The organism is Bacillus sp. UNC438CL73TsuS30 (assembly GCF_000482325.1).
Classification (GTDB): Bacteria; Bacillota; Bacilli; order Bacillales; family Cytobacillaceae; genus Neobacillus.
In genome coordinates this window covers 1,281,755-1,297,390 of sequence record NZ_KI535295.1, presented here as the reverse complement: position 1 = coordinate 1,297,390, position 15,636 = coordinate 1,281,755, and the positions used below count along the sequence as shown (strand labels likewise).

Sequence of the window (15,636 nt, the reverse complement as noted above, 5' to 3'; positions counted from 1 at the left end):
GACCCTCCCCGTTCAAAGATTTAATCCATTTTTCTCCGGTAGACGATACTTAAAATAGAGGACAAAATAAAGAGTCCGCCGCCAATAATAAAAGGTAGGAATTTTCCATAACGAAATCCTGCAAATATGCTGCTAATCGTGATGGTATAAGGCAAGATCCCTAAAGCGGTTGTCCAAATAAACGCCATTTTGTTTACGCGCAATATCCCGGCCGCATAGTTGATGAAATGATAAGGAACCAATGGGACAAAACGGATGATCAAAAGACCAATATCTCCCCGCTTTTTTAGCCAGCGATCGATTTTTTCCAGATAGGGCTTAGCCATTGGTTCAATGATCGGACGAGCAATCCAATCAGACAAACAATACGCAAGGATGGCCCCTAAGACTCCTCCAATGAAAGAATAGAATCCACCGGCAACCGGACCATAAATTTCAATTAGAAAAAGAGAAACAAATTCGCCTGGTGCCGGAATGACATTCACCAAACTTTGAATCATAATCCCTAACACGATACCGAAAACACCAAGCTGACGAATCGATTCAAGCCATCCTTTTGCTGCTCCCGTATGAACAAAGTATAAATAAATTCCCGTAAGCAATAAGAAAATCATCAAACTTCCGATGGAAAGAGTGCGGACTGTTGGTTTTTTTAACTTTAACGACAAAAACATACTATTTTCCATTTTCCCACCTTCCTATTTGCTTATAAACCGAAAGAATACATAAGGGTTTGCAAACGGTTATAGGTCTCTTTTGTATCGATAATGATTTCAACGGATGCAAACGCGGATTCTTTCGGATGGAATTGTTTCGAATTCTCTCTCATTTGTTGAAGAAGTTCAGCATTGCTCAGTAATGTGGATAAATGATCCGTTAGATCACTTTCCGTTTCAGCCTGAATCGCCACCCCTGAACGAACTAAAAATTTAGCGTTATCCTGTTCTTGCCCAGGAATCGGTTTATGAAGAAGCATTGGCAATTCCATGGCAATCGCTTCAAAAGTAGTGACTCCGCCCGGTTTGGTAATCATTACATCGGAGATCGCCATTAACTCATGAACGTAATCGATATAACCCGTAAGATGGATACGGTGTTTGGAACCCTTTAGCTTCTCCTTTAATTCCACCCGGAGTTTTTCATTATGTCCACAAACAATGATCAATTGAATCGGCTGTGGCAATGCATCAAACTCCTGAATTGTAGAACTTCCTTCGCCAATCAAGCCGCACCCGCCTCCCATCACTAGAACGGTTGGTAAATGCGGATCTAGACTATGTTTCTTAAGAATTTCCTCCCGCTTAAAGGATTGAGAAAATTGCTGGCGGATCGGAATCCCGATATCGGCAATTCGATTCTTTTCCACGCCTAATTGAATCAAAGAATCGCGGACAACCTTCGAACCGACGATATATTGATCAGTATGAGGATAAATCCAGCAACTATGATCGGTATGATCCGTAATGGTTGTGACAGTAGGGATATTTGTTAACCCATAGGATTTCACCTTGGACATCACAGCAGCTGCCAAAGGAAACGTACTGACAACAACAGCTGGCTGCACCTCCTCAATCAATTTAACCATCCGTCCAATTCCTGTTGAAAAAATGGTCTTCATCACTTTAGAAAAAGTGTTCATTCTCCGTGTTTTTTGATAAAAGTATCCATACACCTGCGGGAATTTTTTCACTCCTTGTAGATAAAGATAGCGACTGACCTGATTGGAATAAGGATGAACCCATTCCATAAAATCAAATACCACGGGTTCTAAGGATGGAAATCGAATCTGTATCGCTTCATTTAATGCCTGAGCAACTTGAATATGGCCATCTCCATAATTACCAGTAAGAATTAAAATTTTTTCTTTATTGATTGCCTTCATGGATCTCCACTCCTTTAAAATGTATCTATTTCAAATGCCCCGTCAGCGGGTCATCTTAAGTCATCCTGGCTATACTGAAAAAGACTTCTTTGCAACAGCTTTTACTTTTTGTTTTGGTACGAATAACCAGCTAAAACCGAGTTCTACCATTTTAAATAAAACCTCAACCAAGAAAATGGCTGCTGCAACATCTATCATCAAATGCTGTTTAATAAACAAGGTGGCAAGGATAATCGAGATAGAGAAACCTCCAATGAACCATTGAATCCACTTGTTTTTCCACGAGCAATTCCGAATGGCCCGCATCATTAAATAACTGCTCATGACATGAATGCTTGGAAAGCTATTGTATGGTTGATCAATTTGATACACATACTGCAATATTCGCGATAGAACATCATGCCCACTAATCACAGGGCGTACAGGCCCCACCGTTTGATAAAAATAATAAATAAGAAAACAAACCAATAATCCAAGGTCAAAAACAAGAACCGTTTTGAATGCCAATGTACGATCCTTGAAACAAAAGTAAATCAACGTCATCGTTATATAACCAACCCAGGCAACATAAGGAATTACAAACCATTTCACAACAGGAATGGCTTGGTCTAAACTCGTTACAAGCGAATGAACACCGCGAATGGGTGTATTCAAGGATGGATAAACCAACATCATCGCTGGTATACTGAGCAAAAAGCAAAGCATACCAACTGTTTTCCATTTTTCATGCATTTCCGAATACCTCCTCGTCTGCATGTATGTATCGTACAAAAAACTTCTTAAGGAAAAATGCCGTTCTTTCTGAAGATTTTCTTAAAAGTTAATGAAGAACTTCAGAAAATCTTCAGAAATTCTATTGTTTTTTCTTAAGAGGATTAGAGTAAAATTTAGGCATTAGAAAGGAGAGGTTTATATGTCACAAGAAACCATTCTAATTATTGATGATGAAAAAGAAATAAGAGATTTAATCGGGATTTATCTTACGAATGAGGGATATAACGTATTGAAAGCAGCCGATGGCATCGAGGGGTTAGAATACCTTGAAAAGGAAACGGTTCATTTGGTGGTTTTAGACATCATGATGCCTCGTTTAGATGGAATTCAAGCCTGTATGAAGATCAGAGAAAGCCGAAATGTTCCTATTATTATGTTATCGGCAAAATCGCAGGACATGGATAAGATCATGGGGTTAACAACCGGTGCAGATGATTATGTCACAAAACCTTTTCAGCCTTTGGAATTAGTGGCAAGAATTAAATCGCAGCTTCGACGTTATCTTCGTTTAAATCAAACAGATGGAAATCGACAAATCAATCCAACTAGTCAGATGGATGTGATTTCCATCGATGAGCTTACCATTAACATTTCGACACACGAGGTTACAGTCGAAGGTAGGGAAGTAAAATTAACACCAAGGGAATTTGCCATTTTAGAACTTTTAGCGCGGAATGTCGGTGTTGTGTTTAGTACGGAAAAAATCTATGAACAGGTTTGGAATGAACCATTTTATGAATCAGAAAACACGGTAATGGTTCATATTCGTAATTTGCGTGAGAAACTTGAGAATAACCCACGGACACCTCGCTATATAAAAACGGTTTGGGGAGTGGGCTATAAAATTGAACAATAAAAAACCTTTTCTAAAAGGAAGGTATTGGGATAAACTGATTTATCCAGTGAAGTCAAGCATACGAATTCAGGTGATCATCGCGTTTGCATTTTGTATTCTTGTTTCACTCATTGTCGGTTTTGCCTCAAGCCCCTTCTTTGTGAATAAAGATCGAAGGCTTGATTTTACTGAAGGAATTGTAACGATTGATGAAAGTGCTCGAAATATGGTCAGACAATTTAAGCAAATGAATGAGGATACGAACGGGCTTGTTAATGAATTGGGAGACGAAGATCCTGTTTTTAAAAATAAGTTTCTCAACCGCCCTCTCCCCTCCTCAAAAGGAAATGAGGTATGGTTATCCGTTCCGAATGGTGAGAATTCTACCTATCATTTAACCAAGAACGAATTGATTCTCTATTTAATCCGCACACCAAAACAAAAGAATCATCTCACTACAGCGATTACCAATTTAGATGGGAATGTCCTTTATCAATCGGGAGGCATGGAGAATACGCAGGTAGATCTTCAAGATATAATGGAGAAGGCTCAAAAGGCTTTTGTTGAAAAAGAGCATGAGGAACACCCAACCGTTACAAGAATCTACCCCATCACCCTAAATGGAGGTAAAAACTATTTAATGGTCAGTGGCGTCCCTAAATCAAAAACTTTATACGTGGAAGAACCCGGAGTTACCCCCTACCTTCTTGGACTTATTACGTTTATTCTCTGTTTTTATTTAATAACTAAACGGAAAATGAAAGAAATTGAGGAGATTGCATTAGGTTTGATGGAAATAGCAAAAGGAAATTTACACTATCGGATTCGCGAGAAAAGCACTGATGAATTAGGGTCTCTTGCAACTAATATCAATTATATGGCTTCGGAATTAAACGAAATGATTGAAAGGCAAAGGCAAACGGAAAAATTAAAGGATGAACTGATCACCAATGTCTCCCATGATTTACGCACCCCGTTAACTTCTGTAATGGGCTATTTAAGACTAGTGAAAGATCATCAATACAAGAATCAAACACAATTAGACGAATACGTAGATATTGCATACGGAAAATCGGAGCAATTAAAAAAATTAGTAGAGGATTTATTTGATTTTACCCGCTTAAATTATGAGGGTGTACAGCTCAAAAAGGAAAAAGTCAGCCTAAATCAAATGCTGCGACAGCTTATGGATGAACTGGATCCAATCGCGAAAGATCATCATGTGGTATTTAGGAACGAACTTCCGAAAGAACCCATCCTGATGGAGGTCGACCCGAATCAAATGGTTCGTGCCTTGGAAAACGTGCTTACGAATGCCATCAAATATAGTACACCCCCTGGAAATATTCATGTTAACATGGTTAAAAACAAAAAATTTGTGCAAATTTCTGTTTCAAATCCATGTGAGTCCCTCTCTGAAGAAGAGGTAACGAGATTATTTGATCGTTTTTATCGAGTGGATGCTTCTCGGTCATCCAATAATTCCGGGGCGGGATTAGGGTTAGCCATAACCAAAAGCATTATTGAATTGCATCACGGCACCATTCATGTCGATTATAAAAATCAAGTCATTCACCTTTTGATACGTTTACCGATCAACGAAGATTATAGTATGGATCCGAAATACTAAAAACGATATAATCAATTGGCTCATCAGAGGTTAATCTGATGAGCAATTGGATAAACGAAAAAAGACCTGAAAAGGTCTTTTTTAACAACATCTTCCCGTATTACCTATCAACGAAATCCCTCTTCCATTCCCGCTTCGATCAAGAATAAGGTCTTCTGTATTCGGTTCTATAATTGGGTCGATTGCTACTTTTATATCATTTATCATGACAATCATATCGTCTGCTTCTGGCTCATCCAGAGCCAGTCCAATCCTTGGCTGTCCTCAGCCAAAGCCGTCAAAAAAGATACGAATATTCTTGGCATTCTCTTCTTTGAACATTTTTTTAAATTCATCACGAGCTTCGTCAGTGATTTTCATGTCCATTTCCTCCTTCTGTTTTCATACTTTGTTACTGATTTTTATTATTCTCCAGTTTCAGCAAAACGTTTAATACGGCCTTTTATTTCATCACGGACACGTTGGAAGAATGCCCATTTTTCTTCTTCTGTTCCCTCTGCTTTTGCAGGATCATCGAATCCCCAATGCACGCGTTTAACGTTGGGAGGTGTTACGGGACAGTGATCTGCTGCATGTCCACACAATGTCACAACTAAATCAGCATGATTTAGAATTTCAGGGTCGATTACATTGGATGTTTGTTTAGATATATCAATCCCGGATTCATTCATTGCTCTTACGGCATTAGGATTCAATCCGTGTGCTTCAAGTCCAGCACTTTTAACTTCCCATTCATCACCTAAAAGTTTATTAGCCCAACCTTCTGCCATTTGACTGCGGCAAGAGTTCCCTGTACAAAGAAAATAGATTGTTTTTTTAGTCATGATGTATTCTCCTTTATTTTTCGTGTAGTTGTTTATAAATAACTGCCGCGATACTGGCACCTACTATCGTTGCGACAATATACACCCATAAATGCTGTGTTGTTCCTGATACAAGGGCAGGACCAATTGACCTTGCAGGGTTCATGGATGCACCACAAATTGGTCCTGCGAACATGGCTTCTAACCCAACTGTTGCACCTATCGCAATTCCTGCAAAGGATTTGACAGCTTTACCATGAACAGCTGAACCAAATATAACCATCATCAAGAAAAATGTAAGGATCAATTCCAAAATGAATGATTGTTCCCATGAACCTCTTGGTATTGTGGTGCCGAGTGTTGCGACATTACCAAATAAACCTAACAACGTTGCACTTGCAGCAATCCCTGCAATGATTTGAATGATAATATAATTAATTGCTTCCCACTTATTTATATCCCCATGAATTAAAAATGCAATCGTAACCGCTGGATTAAAGTGAGCACCAGAAAGGTGACCAAACGCAAAAATTAATGCCATGACGACAAGTCCAAATGTTAGGGCTACACCTACATGGGTTAAACTCTTCGTAATGTCGTCAATTACAACGGCACCCGTTCCAGCAAAAACCAAAAAATAGGTTCCTAAAAATTCGCTGATTAACTTTTTTTTCATGCTGTTCTATTCTCCTTGATGATTTAATTGCTTAGCAACCACAACGAAGCGTAGGATTGCTTTTTTCAATTTGTTTGATTTTTTCAGCTTGTTCAGGCACATGCTTTAAAATTTCATCGATAAGGTCATATAAATCACTTTGGTGATTTAAGGAATAATAAACCCATTGACCCCTTCTTTCTTCTTTAAGAAGTCCTGCATCTTTTAATTTGCGAAGATGTTGGCTGATGGACGGCTGACTCGTATCAAAGATTTCGAGTAGTTCACAAACGCAACATTCACGTTGTTTTAAAATGCCAACAATGGTTAATCGTGTTTTATCACCTAATAGTTTAAAAACATTAGCAGCTTGGTCTATATCGACGGTGGATTTTAACATGATTGCACCTCTTTTTTTCATATAAACATATAACTAACCGCTTATATAATAAATCACTTATATACTTGCTTCAAGAAGTTAAATGTAAAGTTATTGTAAATAAAAAAAGATCGCCGCAGCAATCCTTCTGAACACAGCCCTCCATCATCTACGATAAATGAAATTGAACTTTGTCCAAAATAATTATTTTACCGCACACTAGGGTTTACTTTTGAGGTATTTCTAGGTTTGAACCTTTTATCCTGTCTGCTTTTCCAATGCTTATGAACTCTTTTCTTTCTTCATTTCACGTATTTCTATTTGCGGTTTTTTCCTTATAAAAGTTAAAGCCTTCATCATCCATTTCTTCCATTTTCTTTGACTTTTATTACTGGGCCCATATAAATATTGTTTCCAAAAATAGCTGGCTGCCTCTTCAAATACTATTATTAAGACGATTAATAGAACAACCATTATCCAAAACACAATTCTTCCCCTCCTTTGGTATTGAATCTCTACAAAAAGAGATCCAAACCCAAACCATTCTGCTAATCTCCATATATTAGTAATATTTTAACAGATTTTGGATGGTATATAAATGCAGTTTTGGGGTAATTAACAAAATTGGGGGTAAACTAAATTTCCTACAACATTTAATAGAACGGCTCTGTTAGTATTTAATGTTGATAATTCCATAATATTAAGGGGAACCCATTATTTATGGATTCCCCTTAAGTTCAATAGGTGAAACTACTGTCGAGTATTACCATGGAATGAAAGATTGTTTAGTCAGCATTCCAATGATAGATTATTTGCACAACGCCTGAGGAAAATGTTCTTGTATTAACCAATTTTAAATTTATCCTCTGTTTTAAATCAATAAACAACGGTTTTCCTTCTCCCAAAACAACAGGGTGAATAGATAATCTAAATTCATCAACAAGCCCCAAATTTATAAAATTTGTAATGAGACTTGCTCCACCATATAGCCAGATGTCTTTTCCGGACTTTTTCTTCAATTTATTTACTTCTTCAAGAATATTATCATTTATAAATATTGCTTGATCACCAGTCTCTTTTTGTGTTCTGGAAAAAACATATTTCTTTTTACTATGAACCAATTTCCAAATTTCCTTTTCGGTATCAGGGTCTTCATTTTTCGGAATATATTGTCCCCATAAATCGTAGCTTTTTCTACCATATAAAATCGTATCAATTTGATTTAAGAAATCAGTAAACCCCATTTCAGGGTCCATAATACACCAATCAACTTCTCCATTTTTCCCTTCAATAAAACCATCTAAAGTAACTGCTAAATCTAAAATTATTCTTCTCTGTTTCACGTTATTTGTCACAACTATACATCCTTTTATCCTCAGATTTTGATTCTTCTGCCCCCTCATTTGATCAGTAATGCTTTTAATTTACGCTTCCATCACATTTTTTAAGCTTTTTAAATCTCGTTCCACCATCTTTGCATCTTCTAAAAACTTAACATCAGACATACCAGAAACCTGAAATATAGTAAAAATCACTTCACATCCGGAATTGTTCGGGAACACTCTCATTGGATTATATATTTTTTGCCCTTGTGGTGTGATTACATAATGGTCTGCCACTCCAAAATCATTCTTTTCAACATATTCGATTTTCATTTCGCCTTCTGGAGTTTCTACAATCCATTCACCGCGCGCAGACTTTTTGACTGAAAAAGAAAATGTTATTGCCCATTCTGAAAGGTTTTCAGGATTTGTTATGTATTCATAAACTTTTTTAGGTTGGCACTTAATTGATATTCCCAATGTTTTTGCCTTCATAACTGTCATTACTTAATCTCCACCTTTTATTTTTAAAAATCTAAAAATGTATTTATGAAGTACTCGTTAGTTTTGGAATTATTCTTGAAATCTTCCCATTATATACGTATTATAGTATTTTCCATCAGAAAGGATTCTATCTTTTTTCATTAAGCCTTCAATTTCAAAACCGAGTTTTTTGTACAGTTCAATCGCTTTATTATTCGTTTCCAGAACACCATATAACACAATTTTTTTAATATCGTTCTCGTCAGCCCAAGTAATCGTTTCTTTCATGAGATTTTTCCCAATCCCATATCCCCAGAAAACCTTCAATACTCCTAATCCAAATTCCACCTTATGTACGAATCTTTTTAAATCATTACCTTCGCAACGAGAATACCCTACTAATCTCCCATCCATTTCTGCAACAAGAAATAAGTTTTTAGGATGGATTGTATCTGTTTCAATTATTTTTTCAAAACCAGCTTGGTCAATGAACGCTTCTCCTTTTTCTCTGTCCATATTTTCAGTTTCTCCATCAATTTGCAATCTTAATTCTGGTAAGTCTTTGGCATCACTTTTAATCGCAGATCTAATCGTGTAGGTTAGCTCTTTCACATTGAATTCTTTCTTGTTGATAACCATAAATACACTCCATTCATATTTAAATAAATCATTTATTATCAGATTGTATTTGAGTCTTTTATCCGAATCACTTGAAGCGGAATCCTATTATACTTATAATTTTGAAAATGATAAAGCAAAATCATTTTCAGCTTACACTTTACTAAAGACCCTATCAACATATAACTAATACTTTTGAACTACATTAATAACAAAATGTGTTAAAAAATGATTCTTTAGAATCTATTTTAAAAAAATTCATCAAAACTATATCAATTATTACAACAATGTTACATAATTGTTACATAAAATCCTGATAGGAATTCGCTTTCCTCTTTCATTTGGGTAAAGGAGTAAAGAAATGAAGGTTTCTATACATGACATACTATTAATTTGTTTAGGTTTTGTCTATGGTACGTATGAGATTTTTTTAAATCAGAAGCATCGGGTAAGTAATGAAATTGCAGGTATACTATCCATCATTATTTCACTATGGATTGTAGTTTCATGTGTAAGGTCTTTGAAAGGCAAAACTAAATAATAACGAATCTCTTAACATATATGAATTTTATAAATGTACTTTTTCAAAAGATGACGTTCTTTTTGTCATCATCATGATAATAGAAAGGAAAATTAATGTTGAAGGAATTTACAGTTTGCTATACGTTTGATCATGAAATAATTACCGAAAAATTGATAAAAGAATTAGATGTGAAGAAAGATGATGTTGAACAAGAAATAATTGAGAAGATGGATCATAACAAATACTTTATTGTGAACAATGAACATGGTAATTATATGATCAATTCAACTTTAGTTCGCTATGTACGGATTGTTAGCGAAAAGATATTGGTCAAATAAATTTCTATTAAAATAGTGAGGGATTGAATTTTTAAGCGCATCCGTTATTTGAACAGGGGTCTTATTTTGTTGTTACCCTTTGTATGAAATTGTTCCTATAACAACTGTTGCATCTAATTCTTCATCCCTCACTATTTCGGCCATGAGTCCAGCATTAGAAAAGATTTCAAAGGTTTTAGCTGCTTGCCTTTTGCTCGTCTCTACCAAAAGATGTCCTCCAGGAGCAAGCCAGTGAGTAGCCTCTTCCGCTACCCTATGCTGGAGGTCTAGTCCGTCCTCTCCTCCGTCAAGTGCCACTTTTGGTTCATATAAACGTGCCTCCTGAGGGAGCAGCTTTATTGCATCAGTCGGAACATATGGTACGTTGGCCACTATTATGTTCACACGACCTCTCAATGAACGGGGCAATGCATTGTACAAGTCCCCTTCATAAACGTGTCCTTCAAGGTCTGCTATGTTACGGGAGGCACAATGTACTGCGACTGGATCGATATCAACGGAATGCAATAAAATTTTATGCAAGTCAGTTGCGATTGCAGCACCAACAGCACCCGACCCGCAACATAAATCAACAACAATATCATCGATACGGGTTAATGCTTCTGCTTGCTGGACCAAAAACTCTGTACGTTGGCGGGGTACAAAAACTCCCCGTTCTACTACTATCCGTAGGCCGCAAAACGTTGTAAATCCAAGTACGTATTCAAGTGGTAATCCACTGGCACGAATTTCTACCATTTTCATTAAATCTTCTACACTGCTAGCTTCTGAGATCAGTAACTGTGTTTCCTCTTCAGCAAAAATACAACCTTCACTCCGTAGTTTATCGATTATGCCTTTTTCTATCTTACTATCTAAAGAGAACGTCATTTTCTGTCCTATTTATCTCACCACTTCTTTTTTTATCATCTTTATTCAAGAATTAAAAGAAATATCCCTCTCCTATTAAACTAACTTCAGTTAAATCAATAAGGCTATTTTCGTATACTTTGATGCTCTCCTACTAAATTTATCGCATAAATACTATTGTTCAAAGCTGATGATTTCCAAGGCGATCGAGTCTGAATGGAGCTCTGATTCAGACAGGGTTGTTGATTTCGAAAACGACTGAGTCCGAATGGAGCCCTGATTCAGACAGGGATGGTGATTTCGAAGCTGATTGAGTCCGAATGAAGCTCTGATTCGGACAGGGATATTGATTTCAAAGATGACCGAGTCCGAATGGAACTCTGATTCGGACAGAAATTTTAATTTCGAAGCTGATTGAGTCCGAATGGTACCCTGATTCGGACAGGGATTTTGATTTCAAAGATGATCGAGTCCGAATGGAGCCCCGATTCGGACAGTGATGTTGATTTCGAAGCCGCTCAAGTCCGAATGGTACCCTAATTCGGACAGGGATTTTGATTTCAAAGATGACCGAGTCCGAATGGAGCCCTGATTCGGACAGGAATGTTGATTTAGAAGCTGATCGAGTCCGAATGGTACCCTGATTCGGACAGGGATTTTGATTTCAAAGATGATCGAGTCCGAATGGAACTCTGATTCGGACAGGGATTTTGATTTCAAAGATGACCGAGTCCGAATGGAGCCCCGATTCGGACAGTGATGTTGATTTCGAAGCCGCTCAAGTCCGAATGGAGCCCTGATTCAGACAGGGATGGTGATTTCAAAGCCGATCGAGTCCGAATCAACAGGCCCTCTAAACTATTCTAAAAACAACAACCTTTGTGAAAACAGCCTCAAGTAATTACTCAACTGTTTTACATTTGGATGCTTTATTCGCGTTGAATTTAAAAAGAATATGAGTCCATATAAAAAAATCGGCTGCCTAAATGACAGCCGATATCTTAAACAATATTTTCTGTTAGCCTAATATGTATGTAGACCAACAGCAGTTATTTAACCCATTAGGATTTATGCCAGATAAGAATAAAAATAAGGTCTTTCCCCAAGTGATTCATTCTAAAATTCAAATTTAGCTGTCTAAGTAAAATTTAGACCACTAGCGAGCCACGGAAGCCCCTGGCCGCATAGTAGGATTCTGCTCCATTGTGGTAAACAAAGACAGTGTCGTAGCGACGATCACAAAAGATAGCCCCTTTGAGTTTTCTTATATTATCAGGGGTTTTTACCCAACTTGATGTTTTCGTATCGAAATTTCCAAGTTTCTGCAACTCGCGGTATTGTTCTTCCGTTAAAAGCTCAATGCCCATGTCAGCAGCCATATCAATCGCGTTATTTTCTGGTTTATGTTTTTTCCTTGACTCCAGCGCTTCACGGTCGTAACAAACATTTCTTCGACCTATTGGACTTTCCGCTGAACAGTCATAAAAAACAAATTCGTCCTTCTTTCTATCATAACCAACAACATCGGGTTCACCGCCAGTTCTCTCCATTTCATTGAGCGACCACAATTTTTCAGTATTAGCTTCTAGCTTTACTTGGACTTTAGCCCATTCAAGATCAATATGGCGGTTCATGTTTTTCTCAAAGCGAGCTTTCAATGCTCTAAGTAATTCTTCACGTTCTTCTAGTGGCAACTCCTTATTTCTATTTGTCATATTCATATCCCCCTTTTTGTATTTATTCATAATGGTTATGGACTAAGTGATCGGCTACTTCAATAAAGTTCAACAAAAAGAAGCATTAATCCTTCTTAGATAAAGGCTACCCACTTGTTCAAAAAAAAGGCTTCCTAAATTACAATATTTCAATAAATCCTTCTGTCCCATGCACGCGAATCCGTTGCCCATCTTTTATCAGTTTGGTAGCATTTTCTACTCCGACCACGGCTGGTAAGCCATATTCACGTGCAATCACTGCTCCATGTGTCATCAGTCCGCCAACTTCCGTGACTAAGCCTTTTATGGATACAAACAATGGTGTCCAGCTAGGGTCAGTAAAGGAGGTGACTAATATATCTCCATCTTCTAGATCAGCATCTTCCATGTTTAAGATGACACGTGCTCTCCCCTCTATCACTCCGGAAGAAACAGGTAGACCTACAATCGCTTCGGCTGGTAGATTTTCTCGTTCGTATTTACCTGCAATAATTTCACCATCAGATGTGATCACACGCGGAGTAGTCAGTTTTTCATATAATTGATACTCGTCTTTTCGTTTGCTGATGATCAAGGAATCCAGTTTATTTGTTCGTACGACTTCGCGAAGTTCTTCAAAAGTGAGATAGTAAATATCTTCTTTTTCATGGATAACGCCCGCTTGCACGAGTTGTTCAGCTTCTTTTAGTATTGCCTGCTTATAAACGAAATAGCGATGAATCATGCCGTATTTTGGATACTCACGATAGCCGATGAAATTCCGGATTCGATCAATCATTCGTTTTGTTTCTTTGCCCTTTTGTTCACCATCCGGTAATTGTTTCAACCGGTCTAATAACTCTTTTTCCTTTTCCAAAGCAACACGAAGCCCTTGCTCGAATTTGCGCTTGCCAGCATTCGGCTCAAAGTTTTTGATGTTGCCGAGAATCAAGGGGACAAGTGTAGTTGGTTTTTCGCTCCAACGGCTTCTGGTAATATCGATTTCTCCGGCACATCGCATTCCGTATTTGTTGAGATAAGCTATTATTGCGCCTCTAGCTTCCTGTCCACCATCAAACTTAACCAGTTCATCTAAAAAGTTATCATCTTTTACATGTTGTAAATAATCAATTACTTCTGGATAAGGACGAATCACATCTGCAACGTCCAATAGAGCCAGACCCATTTCCGAAGTAATATTGTTTGGTACAGATTGAGATACCTGGTCTGCTGCGTTTTTTTCTCCTAACCACTCGTTCATTTTTTCATTGATCCATGTTGAAGCATTCATAGCAGCCATAAATACTGCTGTACTTTGTGGGTCAAATAAAATCTTCTTTAATTCCTGTATATCTTCTAGAATAAAATCAAACAAATCAGATCCTGACTTCGTTTGGATGTTTTGTTTTAACTCTTCTATGGATGTTTGATTTTTCTTCATCAAATCAGAAACGATGGTTGGATTGTTTTCGATTTGTGCCAGCCTATCGATATTGCCACTAACGGGCCTCGGTGCTTCATTTTCATTTGGTAATAATTTTATAAAATCTCCACGATCAATGATGCTCATAATGGCGTCTTTCATGAGTGGATCGTGTTGTCCCATCATATTTAATAACATGTTTCTACTAGCTGGCGAAGCCAATTGACGTGCGATATCAACAAACAACCTTCCACCGGCTTTCCGCATCGGTGCATTAGTTGTGAAGAGGAAAAAAGACAATCCCAATGGTTTGATAGGGTCGGTCATCATTTGCTGATGGCCGACAGATATAAATACGTGGTTTTCTTGATCATTCACTTCAGGGATGGGAAAAAGAGTCGTGACTGGACGGCTCTGGACAATATAAAAAGTATCATCAGCCAAACACCATTCGATATCTTGTGGACAACCAAAATAAGCTTCAATTTGTCTTCCGATGCGTGCTAGTTGTAAAATTTGTTGGTCAGTAAGTGTTTGTGTCCTTTGCTGATCAGGATCGATCGGAACGGACTCTGTTCCGCCTTCTTTTCGTCCATAGATAGCTAATTTTTTGGTTGATATCATCTTATCGACGATTTTATTTTCCTGTACTTTATAACAATCGGGGGATACCAAGCCAGAGACCAGAGCTTCTCCAAGCCCAAAACTGGCATTGATGGATAGTAATTTTCGGTTAGAAGTAATCGGATCAGCAGTAAATAAAATTCCTGAAGCCTTTGGGAAAACCATCCTTTGGACGATAACGGATAAATAAACTTGACTATGGTCAACTCTATTTTGTATACGGTAGATTATTGCACGATCCGTGAATAGAGAAGCCCAACATTTTCGAATATGCTGCAAGATGGCTTCTTTTCCGATGATATTTAAATAGGTGTCTTGTTGACCGGCAAAAGAGGCATATGGTAAATCTTCAGCGGTCGCACTAGAACGAACTGCATATGCATGTTCATCGCCATACTGGGAGAGATAGTCAGCAACTGCACACACAACGTCGGAAGGAATTTCTACCTCCATAAGCATTTGTCGAATCCTCTTACTGATTTCACCAATTTGATCTCGATCATCTACTTTTAGCATAGTTAGTCGATTCAACAAAGCATGATACATTTCGTTTCGTTCGATCGCTTTTTGAAATCCCACTGTTGTCACACAAAATCCTTCTGGTACTGGTATTCCTTGAATATTTGATAATTCCCCCAAATTTAACCCTTTTCCGCCAACGAGCAAAAGCAGTGTTTTATCTATCTCCTGAAAACCGAGAACCAAAGAACTCATTCATATCTCTCCTCCCCATTCATGTTCTTTTGATTTTAGCAGTACTGAATGGGAATAAAAAGTCTATATTAACCATTTTTTAAATGGTAT

General features: G+C 37.6%; 15 protein-coding genes. 2 read left to right on the top strand and 13 right to left on the bottom strand.

Translation table 11 applies throughout. The features are described from left to right. Window positions 1–20: 20 nt before the first annotated feature. The 3 genes from M028_RS0120285 to M028_RS30530 all read right to left on the bottom strand — a co-directional run bounded on the left by M028_RS0120285 (window position 21) and on the right by M028_RS30530 (window position 2,614). Complete coding sequence (locus tag M028_RS0120285; RefSeq protein ID WP_026575502.1) at window positions 21–686, bottom strand: TVP38/TMEM64 family protein; 666 nt, start codon at window positions 684–686, stop codon at window positions 21–23. A gap of 20 nt (window positions 687–706) precedes the next feature. Next, the gene (locus tag M028_RS0120280) at window positions 707–1,882 is read right to left on the bottom strand and encodes an MGDG synthase family glycosyltransferase (RefSeq protein ID WP_026575501.1); all 1,176 of its coding nucleotides are present in this window, start codon (window positions 1,880–1,882) and stop codon (window positions 707–709) included. 69 nt (window positions 1,883–1,951) lie between these two features. Then, window positions 1,952–2,614, bottom strand: a complete 663-nt coding sequence (locus tag M028_RS30530; RefSeq protein WP_051591120.1) for a phosphatase PAP2 family protein — start codon at window positions 2,612–2,614, stop codon at window positions 1,952–1,954. 181 nt (window positions 2,615–2,795) lie between these two features. Here M028_RS30530 and M028_RS0120270 point away from each other — a divergent pair, with 181 nt between their 5' ends. Both M028_RS0120270 and M028_RS30525 read left to right on the top strand, forming a co-directional pair. After that, a complete protein-coding gene (locus M028_RS0120270) occupies window positions 2,796–3,512 on the top strand; it encodes a response regulator transcription factor (protein ID WP_026575500.1) in 717 nt (238 codons plus the stop codon). Next, window positions 3,502–5,121, top strand: a complete 1,620-nt coding sequence (locus tag M028_RS30525) for a HAMP domain-containing sensor histidine kinase (RefSeq protein WP_051591119.1) — start codon at window positions 3,502–3,504, stop codon at window positions 5,119–5,121. The genes M028_RS0120270 and M028_RS30525 overlap by 11 nt, the downstream gene beginning before the upstream one ends. A 404-nt stretch (window positions 5,122–5,525) precedes the next feature. On the opposite strand, the gene arsC is transcribed toward M028_RS30525, so the two are convergent. The 10 genes from arsC to ppsA all read right to left on the bottom strand — a co-directional run bounded on the left by arsC (window position 5,526) and on the right by ppsA (window position 15,546). Further along, complete coding sequence (gene arsC / locus M028_RS0120255; RefSeq protein ID WP_026575499.1) at window positions 5,526–5,945, bottom strand: arsenate reductase (thioredoxin); 420 nt, start codon at window positions 5,943–5,945, stop codon at window positions 5,526–5,528. Window positions 5,946–5,958: 13 nt separating this feature from the next. Further along, the gene (locus M028_RS0120250) at window positions 5,959–6,600 is read right to left on the bottom strand and encodes an aquaporin (protein WP_026575498.1); all 642 of its coding nucleotides are present in this window, start codon (window positions 6,598–6,600) and stop codon (window positions 5,959–5,961) included. 31 nt (window positions 6,601–6,631) lie between these two features. Further along, on the bottom strand, window positions 6,632–6,979 hold the full coding sequence (locus tag M028_RS0120245; RefSeq protein WP_026575497.1) for an ArsR/SmtB family transcription factor: 348 nt from the start codon (window positions 6,977–6,979) through the stop codon (window positions 6,632–6,634). Between the two features lie 261 nt (window positions 6,980–7,240). Next, window positions 7,241–7,444 carry a hypothetical protein gene (locus tag M028_RS0120240; RefSeq protein WP_026575496.1) on the bottom strand — a complete coding sequence of 68 codons (204 nt, stop codon included), beginning with the start codon at window positions 7,442–7,444 and terminating at the stop codon, window positions 7,241–7,243. Between the two features lie 299 nt (window positions 7,445–7,743). Then, window positions 7,744–8,313: a dihydrofolate reductase family protein gene (locus M028_RS0120235; RefSeq protein WP_026575495.1), complete on the bottom strand. Its 570-nt coding sequence runs from the start codon at window positions 8,311–8,313 to the stop codon at window positions 7,744–7,746. Window positions 8,314–8,382: 69 nt separating this feature from the next. Beyond that, window positions 8,383–8,784 carry a hypothetical protein gene (locus M028_RS0120230; protein WP_026575494.1) on the bottom strand — a complete coding sequence of 134 codons (402 nt, stop codon included), beginning with the start codon at window positions 8,782–8,784 and terminating at the stop codon, window positions 8,383–8,385. Between the two features lie 69 nt (window positions 8,785–8,853). Then, window positions 8,854–9,402 carry a GNAT family N-acetyltransferase gene (locus M028_RS0120225; protein ID WP_026575493.1) on the bottom strand — a complete coding sequence of 183 codons (549 nt, stop codon included), beginning with the start codon at window positions 9,400–9,402 and terminating at the stop codon, window positions 8,854–8,856. A gap of 912 nt (window positions 9,403–10,314) precedes the next feature. Further along, window positions 10,315–11,112: a putative protein N(5)-glutamine methyltransferase gene (locus M028_RS0120210; protein ID WP_035424221.1), complete on the bottom strand. Its 798-nt coding sequence runs from the start codon at window positions 11,110–11,112 to the stop codon at window positions 10,315–10,317. Between the two features lie 1,127 nt (window positions 11,113–12,239). Further along, window positions 12,240–12,806: a DUF4256 domain-containing protein gene (locus M028_RS0120205; RefSeq protein WP_026575489.1), complete on the bottom strand. Its 567-nt coding sequence runs from the start codon at window positions 12,804–12,806 to the stop codon at window positions 12,240–12,242. Window positions 12,807–12,945: 139 nt separating this feature from the next. After that, complete coding sequence (gene ppsA / locus M028_RS0120200; RefSeq protein ID WP_026575488.1) at window positions 12,946–15,546, bottom strand: phosphoenolpyruvate synthase; 2,601 nt, start codon at window positions 15,544–15,546, stop codon at window positions 12,946–12,948. Between the last annotated feature and the right edge of the window lie 90 nt (window positions 15,547–15,636).